The 11,683-nt window shown below is 68.7% G+C and carries 10 protein-coding genes; 3 read left to right on the plus strand and 7 right to left on the minus strand.

Annotated features, from left to right (window positions below; translation table 11 throughout):
* Positions 1 to 52: 52 nt before the first annotated feature.
* The 4 genes from F4558_RS17645 to argG form a co-directional block, all read right to left on the minus strand.
* On the minus strand, positions 53 to 1,192 hold the full coding sequence (locus tag F4558_RS17645) for an RNA polymerase sigma factor (protein ID WP_167945205.1): 1,140 nt from the start codon (positions 1,190 to 1,192) through the stop codon (positions 53 to 55).
* Positions 1,189 to 1,596 carry a YciI family protein gene (locus tag F4558_RS17650; RefSeq protein ID WP_053657123.1) on the minus strand — a complete coding sequence of 136 codons (408 nt, stop codon included), beginning with the start codon at positions 1,594 to 1,596 and terminating at the stop codon, positions 1,189 to 1,191. Before F4558_RS17650 ends, F4558_RS17645 begins: the two co-directional genes overlap by 4 nt.
* A 205-nt stretch (positions 1,597 to 1,801) precedes the next feature.
* Entirely contained in the window at positions 1,802 to 3,367 is a 1,566-nt protein-coding gene (locus F4558_RS17655) for a pectate lyase family protein (protein ID WP_053657125.1), read from the minus strand.
* A gap of 438 nt (positions 3,368 to 3,805) precedes the next feature.
* Complete coding sequence (gene argG / locus F4558_RS17660) at positions 3,806 to 5,257, minus strand: argininosuccinate synthase (protein WP_053657127.1); 1,452 nt, start codon at positions 5,255 to 5,257, stop codon at positions 3,806 to 3,808.
* Positions 5,258 to 5,410: 153 nt separating this feature from the next.
* Between argG and F4558_RS17665 the strand changes: the two genes are divergently transcribed.
* A complete protein-coding gene (locus tag F4558_RS17665) occupies positions 5,411 to 6,286 on the plus strand; it encodes an alpha/beta fold hydrolase (RefSeq protein ID WP_053657129.1) in 876 nt (291 codons plus the stop codon).
* 106 nt (positions 6,287 to 6,392) lie between these two features.
* Positions 6,393 to 7,109 (plus strand): hypothetical protein, encoded by a 717-nt coding sequence (locus F4558_RS17670; protein ID WP_167945207.1) that lies wholly within the window; start codon positions 6,393 to 6,395, stop codon positions 7,107 to 7,109.
* Positions 7,110 to 7,190: 81 nt separating this feature from the next.
* On the opposite strand, the gene F4558_RS17675 is transcribed toward F4558_RS17670, so the two are convergent.
* Positions 7,191 to 8,732, minus strand: coding sequence for a non-reducing end alpha-L-arabinofuranosidase family hydrolase (locus F4558_RS17675; RefSeq protein WP_167945208.1), 1,542 nt, complete (start codon positions 8,730 to 8,732; stop codon positions 7,191 to 7,193).
* Positions 8,733 to 9,570: 838 nt separating this feature from the next.
* On the opposite strand from F4558_RS17675, the gene F4558_RS17680 reads away from it, so the two are divergent.
* On the plus strand, positions 9,571 to 9,900 hold the full coding sequence (locus tag F4558_RS17680) for a TraR/DksA family transcriptional regulator (protein ID WP_053655992.1): 330 nt from the start codon (positions 9,571 to 9,573) through the stop codon (positions 9,898 to 9,900).
* A 124-nt stretch (positions 9,901 to 10,024) separates the two neighbouring features.
* On the opposite strand, the gene F4558_RS17685 is transcribed toward F4558_RS17680, so the two are convergent.
* Both F4558_RS17685 and F4558_RS17690 read right to left on the minus strand, forming a co-directional pair.
* A complete protein-coding gene (locus tag F4558_RS17685) occupies positions 10,025 to 10,417 on the minus strand; it encodes a YybH family protein (protein WP_167945209.1) in 393 nt (130 codons plus the stop codon).
* Between the two features lie 76 nt (positions 10,418 to 10,493).
* The gene (locus tag F4558_RS17690) at positions 10,494 to 11,438 is read right to left on the minus strand and encodes an acyltransferase domain-containing protein (RefSeq protein ID WP_167945210.1); all 945 of its coding nucleotides are present in this window, start codon (positions 11,436 to 11,438) and stop codon (positions 10,494 to 10,496) included.
* Between the last annotated feature and the right edge of the window lie 245 nt (positions 11,439 to 11,683).

The raw sequence follows: 11,683 nt of genomic DNA on the forward strand, positions 1-11,683 counted from the left end.
CACCAGCCGTGACGAGGGCGTGCCGGCGAGGTTGCCTCTCCCGGCGGCGGCGTCAGCGGCGGGCGTTGAGCCGGGCGGCCTGGCGCGTCAGGTGGTCCCGTTCGGCGAGGTTCGGTGCTTTCAACGCCGCTTCGGCGTACAGCCGTGCCGCCGTCGCCAGGTCGCCGTCGCGTTCGCGCAGGTAGGCCGCCACCGCAGTGTGGCGCGGCAGCGCGTCGTCCAGCGCCGCGAGCGCCGCCAGACCGGCGCGTGGCCCGTCGGCCTGACCGACGGCCACCGCGCGGTTCAGCCGTACGACAGGGCTGTCGGTCAGCCGCACCAACTCGTCGTACCACTCGACGATCTGCACCCAGTCGGTCTCCTCGGCGGTGGGCGCGTCGGCGTGCAGGGCCGCGATGGCCGCCTGAGCCTGGTACTCGCCCAGCCGGTCGCGGGCGAGGGCCGCCTGGAGGATCCCGATGCCCTCGGCGATCGACGCGGTGTCCCACCGGCCGCGGTCCTGCTCGGCGAGCGGCACGAGGCTGCCGTCGGGCGCGGTCCGGGCTGCCCGCCGGGCGTGGTGCAGCAGCATCAGGGCGAGCAGTCCCGACACCTCCGGATGGTCGATAGCGGCCGCGAGCTGCCGCGTGAGCCCGATGGCCTCGGCGGCCAGGTCGACGTCTCCCGAGTAGCCCTCGTTGAAGACCAGATAGAGCACGCGCAGCACGGTGGCGACGTCCCCGGGCTGGTCGAACCGCACGCCCGAGACGGTGCGCTTGGCTCTGCTGATCCGCTGCGCCATTGTCGCCTCGGGCACCAGGTAGGCCCGCGCGATCTGGCGGGTGGTCAGCCCACCGACGGCGCGCAGCGTGAGCGCGACAGCCGACGACGGCGTGAGCGACGGGTGCGCGCACAGGAAGTAGAGCTGAAGCGTGTCGTCCACAGCGCGCGCCGGGCCGGGCGCCGGTTCCTCGTCGACGAGGTCCTCGCGCCGCCGACGAGCGGCTTCGGAGCGTGTCGCGTCGAGGAACCGGCGCCAGGCCACCGTGACCAGCCAGCCCTTTGCATCCTGCGGCGGATCGGTCGGCCAGACGCGGACGGCCTCGACCAGGGCGTCCTGCACGGCGTCCTCGGCCGCCGCGAAGTCAGCTCCGCGGCGGACGAGGACACCGAGCACGCTCGGCAGGAGACGCCGGAGCAGGACCTCGTTCACTCAGTGATCGTGGGCGGGGCCGTCAGGAACGGGCGCAGCTCAAGCCACTCGTGGATGGGCTTCCCGCCGGCCCCCGGAGCGGCGGACAACTCCCCGGCCAGTTCGACGGCGCGCTCGTAGCTGTCGACGTCGATCACCATCCAGCCGGCGATGAGGTCCTTGGTCTCGGCGAACGGGCCGTCGGTGACCGGCGGGCGGCCCTCACCGTCGTACCTGACGAACGTGCCCTCGGGGGCGAGCGCCTGCCCGTCGACGTACTCGCCGGTGCCTTCGAGCCGGGCCGCGAAGTCGTTCATGTACTGGATGTGCGCCGAGATCTCCTCGGGGGTCCACTTGTCCATGGGGACGTCGTTGACCGCCGGCGGGGCGCCTCGGTAGTGCTTGAGCAGCAGGTACTTGGCCATCGCGTCTCTCCTCGAAGCTGATCCGACCCATTGTGGTCGCGCTCACCCCGGGGACGGAACCAGACCCGCGTTCTCGACATCAGTGCCCGAAAAAGTTGCGCGGACTTGTCGGGCTGGGCACGTGCAGGAGCGTGATTCCGCTCCGACATCACGATGCCGGAGCGGAATCACGCTCTGAGGGGACCCGGTGACGGAAAGCAGTCGCCTAGCTGGCGTACGTCTCGAACTCGCCGACTCGCGGCGTACCACTTGAGCTGTTGATCTTGAAGTTGATCTTGGTCAGTGAGGTTGCCGCGAAGCTGATGGAACCCGCCCCACTGCCGGATGCCAGGACGGCGCCGGTGTCGTTGTTGATGAGCTGCCAGGACCCGATGGAGCCCTGGGTGCCTGACGGTTCACGGATGACCACACGGGACACCCGGGTGGCCGAGCCCCACTTGATCGAGATGGTGCCGGTCGACCCGGCCGGGGACCAGTAGGTGCCGAGGTTGCCGTCACGCACGTTGCCGTAGCTGGTCCCGCTGGCCTTGCTGGATCCGTCCGCGCCGGCGCCGAGGCTGAGGTTGGTCCCGCCCGACGGCGGCGGGGTGGTCGGCGGCGGCGTGGTGGGGGCCGGCGTGGTCGGCGGCGGGGTGGTCGGCGCGGGCGTCGTGGGCGACGGGGTCTGCGGCGAGCAGCTGCCGTTCGACACCCTCAGCCCCGTGTTGGCACCCACCGTCTGACGGATGATGCTCGGCACGCAACTCGCGCCGTCGAGGCTGTACGAGTACGGGATGTTGACAGTGGTGTTGGACGTCGGGTTCGGGCCGGCGGGGTAGTTCTCGCTGCCGGCGCTGGACCAGGTCACGTTGTCGAAGATGTTGCCGCTGACCTGCCAGTAGCCCCGCTCGTTCGTGTAGAACGTGCCCAGCACGTCCTTGGAGTTCTGGAAGTAGTTGTTCTCCACCTTGGCCTTCGCCCCGGCCCGGGAATTGATGCCGGACTCGCGCAGGCTCACGTAGTGGTTGTTGTAGATGTGGGCGGTGCCACCGCGCAGCAGCGGCGTACGGGAGTCGATGTTCTCGTACAGGTTGTGGTGGTACGTGATGAAGCCGTTGGAGAGGTCGCTCTCGCTCGACCCGACCAGGCCACCGCGACCGGAGTTGCGCAGGATGCTGTAGGACAGGGTCACGTACTGGGTGTTGTCCTTCATGTCGAAGAGGCCGTCGTACCCCTCCGACTCGCCGCCCGACGCCTCCAGGGTGACGTGGTCGACCCAGACGTTGCGGACCGTGCTCTCCATGCCGATGGCGTCACCGCCGTTGGAGGTGGGCGAGCCCGACTTCTTGACGTTCCGGACTGTCACGTTCTGGATGATGATGTTGCTGGAGTCGCGGATGTGGATGCCGAGCTGGTCGAAGACGGCGCTGCCGACCCCGATGATCGTGACGTTGCTGATCTGCTTGAGCTCGATCACGCCATCCGCTGTGTTGCAGCTCGAACCGGACACCTTGCTGGTGTTGCCGTGGTTGATCGTCCCGCTGACCTCGATGGTGATCGGGGTGCTGCTGCTGGCCCGCCCGCACAACGCCGCGTGGATCGCGGTCCCGGTGGTCGCGCGTACCGTCTGCCCGCCCGCGCCGCCGGTGGTTCCGCCGTTCTGGGTGGCGTAGCCGGTGGCGCTCCCGACCGCCGCCGACGCCTGCGGGGTCGACAGGCTCAGCCCTGTCACGATCCCCACGGCCGCCGTGGCCACCACCGCCTGAAGTCGCAGTGCGACTGGTCGTCTCATCTCGCCTCACTTCGTATCGGTTTGGTTCTGCCAGTGCGTGCGGCAGCCGTCGCGGCCGCGCTTCTTCGGCACGGGGGCACCACCGACCGCCCTGAATCGACGACGGTCAGTCGCAAACAGCTCGCCGGAATGCCACAGCCCAGGAAATGGGGAACCGTCGCGCGAACGGCCCTGCGGCTAGCAGCAATGGTCGATGTGTGGCTGCCCGACCCACGAACGAAACATCGATGTAAGGCAATCGTAGGAAAGCGGTTTCCCTGGAGGCAAGAGCTGGCGCTTGCAGGTTTGTTGCAGTGCCGGTGCCGGAGTCGGCGCATCCGCGGTCCCGGCGGCGCGGCTCAGGCGGGTGGCGCCGCCACCCTCAGGACATCGCCACCAACAGCGACGGCCCGCCACGCGGGCTGCGTGGCGGGCCGTCGGGTGAAGATCGAACGCGCGTCAGTCGACGCCGAACTCCATCGCGGCGCGGTCGAGGGCCGCGTCGTCGGCGGACGAGACGCCCCGGGACGCGATCGCCTCCGCGCCGCCCTCCGGCATCGCGCCGATCAACCCGGTCGAGGCGGCCTGCGCGGCCCCGACCATCCGCTGCGAGCTTCCGCCGCCGACGATGCCGAGCGTCGCGTACTGCTCAAGCTTCGCCCGCGAGTCGGCGATGTCCAGGTTGCGCATGGTGAGCTGACCGATCCGGTCCGACGGACCGAACGCCGAATCCTCGGTACGCTCCATCGACAGCTTGTCGGGGTGGTAGCTGAACGCCGGCCCGGTGGTGTCCAGGATCGAGTAGTCCTCGCCCCGGCGCAGCCGCAGCGTCACCTCGCCGGTGACCGCCGTGCCGACCCAACGCTGCAACGACTCGCGCAGCATCAGCGCCTGCGGGTCCAGCCAGCGGCCCTCGTACATCAGCCGGCCGAGGCGACGGCCCTCGCTGTGGTAGTTCGCCAGGGTGTCCTCGTTGTGGATGGCGTTGACCAGTCGCTCGTACGCGGCGTGCAGGAGCGCCATGCCCGGCGCCTCGTAGATGCCGCGGCTCTTGGCCTCGATGATCCGGTTCTCGATCTGGTCCGACATGCCCAGGCCGTGCCGGCCGCCGATGGCGTTGGCCTCCAGCACGAGGTCGACAGCGCTGCCGAACTCCTTGCCGTTGATCGTCACCGGGCGACCCTGGTCGAAGCCGATCGTGACGTCCTCGGTCGGGATCTCCACAGACGGGTCCCAGAACCGGACACCCATGATCGGCTCGACGGTCTCGATGCCGGTGTCGAGGTGCTCAAGGGTCTTCGCCTCGTGCGTGGCGCCCCAGATGTTGGCGTCGGTGGAGTACGCCTTCTCGGTGCTGTCCCGGTACGGCAGGCCGCGCTCGAGCAGCCACTCCGACATCTCCTTGCGCCCACCCAGCTCGGTGACGAAGTCGGTGTCGAGCCACGGCTTGTAGATGCGCAGCTGCGGGTTGGCCAGCAGGCCGTACCTGTAGAACCGCTCGATGTCGTTGCCCTTGAACGTCGAGCCGTCGCCCCAGATCTGGACGTCGTCGGAGATCATCGCCCGGACCAGCAGGGTCCCGGTCACGGCCCGACCCAGCGGGGTGGTGTTGAAGTACGCCCGCCCGCCGGAGCGGATGTGGAAGGCCCCGCAGGTCAGCGCGGCCAGCCCTTCCTCGACCAGGGCGGCACGGCAGTCGACCAGCCGGGCGACCTCGGCGCCGTAGCTGAGTGCGCGACCGGGCACCGAACCGATGTCGGGCTCGTCGTACTGGCCGATGTCTGCGGTGTAGGCGCAGGGGACGGCGCCCTTGTCGCGCATCCACGCGACCGCGACCGAGGTGTCGAGGCCGCCGGAGAAGGCGATGCCGACACGTTCGCCGATGGGCAGGGAGGTGAGAACCTTGGACACGAGGAAGAGTATGCACCATGCCGCATGGTCATGCATAGTGAAGTGGTCGACGCCACGAGGTTTTAACAATGGGGCGACCTCCCGCCGGAAGCGGCGCTCGGGCCGCGCGATTCGCGCACCTCAATCCCGTCCCGTCGGCCGTAGTCTCACCGGATGACGGAACCGCAGGCGCACACCCTCGCCATAGCCGGTGTCGACCTGGTCTACGACGTTCGCGGCCCGCTGCCGCCGACCGACGGACGCCCACCACTGCTCATGATCGGCCAGCCGATGACGGCTGAGGGCTTCGACGCCCTCGCCCCACTCTTCCCCGACCGCACTGTCGTCACCTACGACCCGCGCGGGCTGGGCCGCAGCATCCGCTCGGACGGCCGGTCCGACCACACACCGCAGCGCCAGGCAGCCGACCTGCACCTGTTGATCGAGGCGCTCGACGCCGGTCCGGTCGACGTGTTCGCCAGCAGCGGCGGCGCGGTGACCGCACTCGAACTGGTAGCCACCCACCCCGGCGACGTCGTCACGCTTGTCGCGCACGAGCCGCCCATCAACGCCGTACTCCCGGACGCCACCGCAGCCGAGCGCGCCCGCGCCGCCTTCTACGACGCGTACCAGACCAACGGCGCCGGAGCCGGCATGGCCGCGTTCATCGCCATGACGTCCTGGCAGGGCGAGTTCACCGACGCCTACTTCGCCCAGCCCACGCCCGACCCGGCGATGTTCGGCCTGTCGACCGACGACGACGGCAACCGGGACGATCCACTGCTGTCCCAGAATTCGTGGGCGATCACCGACTACGTGCCCGACGCGAACGCGCTCACCGCCGCGCCGACCCGGATCGTGATCGCGGTCGGCGAGGAATCGGCCGGGACGTACACCGCGCGTACGGCCCTGGGCACCGCGGCGCTGCTCGGCCAGGAAGCCGTGGTGTTTCCGAGCCACCACGGTGGTTTCCTCGGCGGTGAGTACGGCTACGCGGGCAAGCCGGAGGAGTTCGCGGCGAGGCTGCGCGACGTCCTCGACGGCCACTGACCCGCACGCTCCGAGACACCGGCCCAACCGGCACCCCAACACGACAGAAGGGACATCCGACGCACTAGCATGGCCGTCCGGACGGACTCTGCTGAAATGAGGCGACATGCGGTGGCTCCGGCAGTTGCTGGGCGGCGGCGGGCGGATCCAGCTCGACGCCGAGCGGCAGCAGACACTGCTACACGACGCCCGGCACCGGTACGGCGCCCACGCCCGGATCCGGTTCCCCGAGCAGGTCGAGGCGATCACCGGGATGCTCGACGGTGACGACGGCCTGGTGGTGGCAGCCCAGATCGTGAACCAGGTCGCCGACGAGGCCCATGGCGACCTCCAGGCCCAGGCACACGACATCCACCTACGGACGGGCCGACGGCTCGTGGTGAACCGCCGCAACTACCGGCCACTGTGGAAGGAGGCCGGTCCGGCCCTGCGCTGGCCACTGTTCGCGTTGCCGTCCGGCTTCCACCCGTACGCGCAGGTGACCGCCGCCGTCGCTGTGGTCGGCAGGCAGGCGCCCCGGGTCGACCGGGTGACCGACCCCAACCCCCTGCTGACCCGCATGTTCGAGGTACTCGACCTCACCACCGCCGGCTGGGAGTACGGGCGGGTGCGGGTCGACACCCACGCCGCCACCCTTGCCGACCGGCTGATCTCCAGCACCGGGCGGCTCCTCACGGCCACTGACGATCCGCCCCGGCTGCCGCCTCCGGTCCGGGAACTGATGCGGCGCAACAACACCGTCGCCGTCCACGACCCCAACGGCCCACGCCCGGTGGGTGGCATCAACCTGGGCGCGATGCTGCGCGAACGCCTCCTGGTCTGACAAGCGCCAGGTGATCGTGTCGGACACGAAAGGGCGGGCTCGGTGTGGCACCGAGCCCGCCCGTTGTTCGGCTGTGTCCGGTCAGCGTTGCAGGGTCAGCAGGCCCGGACGGTAGGGCAGCAGACCGTAGTCACCGCCGGAGTTGGGCGAGCGGCCCTGGTACAGCAGTTGCAGGTTGCACGGATCCACAGTCATGGTCTGATCGGCGCTGGTCCGCAACAACTCACCATGGCTGATGTCATTGGTCCACGTCGCGCCACTGTTGGCCTTACCCGCGAACGGGTTGCTCTCCGTGGCCGCCTGCGGCGTCCACGACCCACCCAAACTGGTGGCCGTGAACGACCGGAAGTAGCGACCCTGCGACCCGATCGCCTCCACGATCATCAGATACCGACTCTGACCCTGAAGCTTGTAGACCTGCACCGCCTCGAACAAGTTGTTCGTCGAGTCACTCATGATCGTCGTGTAGTTGCTGCCGAAACTGCCCGGGAAGTTCCCGATCGGCATACTCGCCCGATAGATCTTGCCGTTGTCCCCGGCGAAGAACAGATACATGTTCTGATCGTCACCGATCACCGCCTGATCAATCGGACCCGTACCCGAACCCGAGATACTCCCGGTGAACAACGGCTGCGCCGACGACCACCCGTTAGCATTCGTCGGATCCGTCGACGTCCGGTACGAGAACGCCGTCGGACCCCACTGATACGCCAACACCCAGATGTTGCGCGGCGCGAAGTAGAACAACGACGGCGCCACAGTCGCCGAACTCATCGCGTTCTGCGACGCCGACGCCATCTCGGAGTAGTTCGTGAACAAGCTGAAGTTCATCGAACCCCACCGCGTACCCGTGTCATGCGTGGTCGCATACACCAACTGCCGACCGTTGTACGGCGCCACAGTGAAGTCCTTCAACGACACCCAACCCGACCTCGGCTGCGCCAACACACCAGTCGACGACCACCGGTACGTCGACGGCAGGTTGCACGTTCCTCCCGGCGGCGGAGTCGTCGGCGGCGGCGTGGTGGGGTTGCCTCCACCGTCGACGCGGACGAGCTGCCACTGCTGGTTGGCGCCGTTCCAGTCGTCGTACTGGACGATGTTTCCGCCGTCGGCGGTCGAGGCGCCCTGCACCTCCACGACCTTGTTGCTGTTCCGGTTGATCAGCCGGATGTAGCCGCTGTCCGAGTCGGCCAACCGGAACTGCTGGTTGACGCCGTTGCCGTCGCTCCACTGCACGATGCTGCCGCCGTTGGCGGTGGAGAAGTTGTAGACGTCCAGCACCTTGCCGGACAGCCGTGACTTCACCCGGTAGTAGCCACCGCCGGAGTCCACGAACTGCCACTGCTGCTGGTTGCCGTTGTTGCGCGCCCACTGCGTGATCCGCGCGCCGTCATTCGTGGCCAGGTTGTACACGTCCAGGGCCTTGCCGCTGTTGCGGTTGACCAGGACGTACCACGCGTTGGTGTCGACAGTCGCCGCGGCGGCGGGTGAGGACACCACCGCCACGGCGGCACCGCCTACCAGCATTGCCGCCACGCCGGCGGTGACCAACCGCGGCAACCATCCGCGCCGTCGCTTCGACGGCGGCGCGATCGATGGAGACCTACCAAAGGCAGACATGATCCTCCTTGACATGACCAAGAGCCGAACGGTCTGCCCGAAGATGGGCGCACCGCGACGCGTGGCCGGAGGCATGCGTCGAGAACATGTGCGGTTACAAGACGTCTGCATGCCCTGGCGCACGCCTGAATCCAGATCGACGAGGCTGGCTCGCCCGGAAAGCCACAGGTATCGTCGTCCTTGAGCATCGACTGTGAGCGATAACATGCTGTTCGTCAAGACGTAATGTTCCGGAATCATCAGGCGGTGACAGGCTGTCGCCACAGGCGTGAGCACTCCCGGCCGGGCACCGTGAGCCTCACCTCCGACAGCCGCAACGGCTCAGAGCTGGGCTCCTTGGAGCCGGCGGCTGATTGGCGCTAACATCGACGCCCACGCATAACTTGATCAACCGCCCCGCGCGCCGCGGGTCGGCCGCAGGGAACACGAATCGGACCCAGAGCCCCAGGCCGGCAGTCAAGGGAACGAACCACCGCAGCCTGGGCGGCACGCCGCGCGGGTCACGCCGCTGCGCCGGCCATCCGGCGAAGGGCGTTGGCTTTAGGGCAGACATCAACCTATGGTGGATGCATGCCATCGGTCACGTTCTGCTCGCCTACCGTCACTCACGTGACGGTGCTCGGCGTTGCCCACGTGACGGCGGCACCGCAGCGCATGGCGGGGATGCGGGTGCCTGTGGTCCGCGCACCGCACTTCGCGCCTACACAGGGGCTGTCGAGCCCGGCGCGAAGCGGTCGAAGCCCTCCCGCGGAATCGTTGCATCCCAAAACGACCGCCAGGGCGAAGCTATCCAGCTTCGGCCCTTTTTCTTTACCCGGATCCATTTGAAAGGCAGACCATGAGCATCGATCATCGTGCCGTCGACCGCAGTTGGCTGGCTGATCTGCGCGCGTCCCTGGCCGACGACTTCGCCACACAGACGGCGCGGCTGCGGGAACTGACCGAACTCAGCGCGGACACCGGCGACCCCAGCGAGGCCCACCACCAGGCCGCGCTGTTGTCGGCCACCCGCCGCAACATCGAGCAGATCACCGGCGCGCTGGGCCGGATCTCGGACGGCACCTACGGCGCCTGCCAGAAGTGCGGCAAGTCCATTCCGGCAGAGCGGCTCGAGGTTCTCCCGCACGCCCGCTTCTGCGTGCCGTGCCAGGAGAAGCACAACAGGTGACACCCGATGTGGCTGCCGTGCCGCCTTCTACAGCACGGCAGCCACACCCCGGGGGCGAGGTCGTTGATCGACGCCGTCGTCGACCGGGCCGGTCAGGTGGCGGTGGCCGTGGCGGAGTCTCGGTTCACGGCCCGTCCGGAGTGTTGGCCGGCTGCTGCCCCGGCCAGAAGGGCCACTCCTCGAACGACCGGCAACGCCCATCGTCGGCGAACCGCATGACCCACAGGTCGCGGTACTCCTGGTGCACCGGGTCGCCGTAGCGGACCTCCTGGCGCGACACCGCAGTGTCGCCGTCGACAGCGACGATCTCCGTGGTCATCTGGAATATCTCGTCGGGGCCCTCGCGCTGCTTTTCCCACATCCGGGCGATGGCCGGCAGACCGACGACGGGCGTCCAGTACGGGCCCTGCTGGTAGCTCGCGTCCTCGGTGAAGAGAGCGGCCAACGCGTCAGTGCCCGGCGTCCGCCACGCCCGCTCGTAGCCGGCGATCCAATCGGCAACGTCCGTCCTGTTCATGGACCTCACATTGCCATCCGTCGGGCGGCGCGACCCGCCAAACGACGTCCGCGTGGCGTTCAACGAGCAGGCCGTCCTAGATCGGGAAGTGGCCGCGGCGCCAGCGCCAGTGACGTCCGGCCCGGAGATGGTCGACGGCGGCGCGCTGGAGCGCGGTACGGCGTGGGAGTTGGTCGAGCGGCGTGGTCAGGGTCCGGAACACGAACCGCAGCACCTCGACGTCGGCGTCCAGCCCTTCCGGCTCCTCGTAGGGCTCCAGCTCGAACCGACGCTGGAACCTGACGATGTTGGAGTCCTCCGGCAGGTATTCCCGCAGTTGCGGATCGAGCAGCCACGAGCCGCAGGCGAACGCCGTGTAGTGCTCGTCGGGGAAGTGGCGCGGGAAGAACGCGCGGGCCTCGTCGAGTGACGCGTCGATCGCCTGTGGGGTCAGCGGCCCCGCCTCGGGGATGTGCAGGTCGATGGTGGCGCCGCCGCGATGGTGTTGCAGGCGGCCCAACTCATAGACGGCACCGCGCGCGTGCAGCGTCAGCCAGCTCTGCATCACCGGCCAGCCCTCGCCTCGCATCCGTCGGTCGACGGCGAGGTTGCGGCCGAGGTCGGCGAGGGACGTCCAGGTGACGGCGTCGGCGACCCCGTGATCGCTGTGGTACCCCCTCGCAACGTCGACAAGGGCCAGGTACGCGTACACGTAGAGGTGCCGCCAGGCGGGGCCTCGCTCGCGGGGCAGCTCCGGACCGGGCGGCAGCCAGGTGTGGCCGCCGACGTCGGCTCGGACCAGGGCGGTCGAGCGGTCGAGCAGCCAGCGCAGCTCGGGAGTCCACAGTGGGGAGCCCGGATCTGGCCAGCCGTCCATGATCTCGGCTGCGTCGTCGGGCCGCACTGCCAGTCGGTCGAGGAGCGCGGGTGCGTCGTCCTTGGGTGGCAGCGGAGCCGAGGGGTGGTCGCCGGCGAGGCGGTGTACGCGTTCGACGTCCGCCACGGGCACCCCGAGCCGGGCGGCCGTCTCGTCCAGATCCACGCGACGACCCTACCGGCTGTCGGGCCGACTCACCTGCCGCCGATTTCCGCCCCGGTCGACGCACAAGCTGGGCATCAGACGAACCGAATGTTCGGAAGATGTCCGAAAGAGACTCAGCTACCCTACGATGTTCACTAGCCGATTCGGCCGTTGCGTTGCATGAACATGTCGCGTACGTTTCACGGCATCGCCCTCCATCCCGGACCGGCGATGCCGATGTCCCCCCACCCGACCGCGCGGGGTCC

Origin of the sequence: Micromonospora profundi (assembly GCF_011927785.1) — a bacterium.
GTDB classification, from domain to species: domain Bacteria; phylum Actinomycetota; class Actinomycetes; order Mycobacteriales; family Micromonosporaceae; genus Micromonospora; species Micromonospora profundi.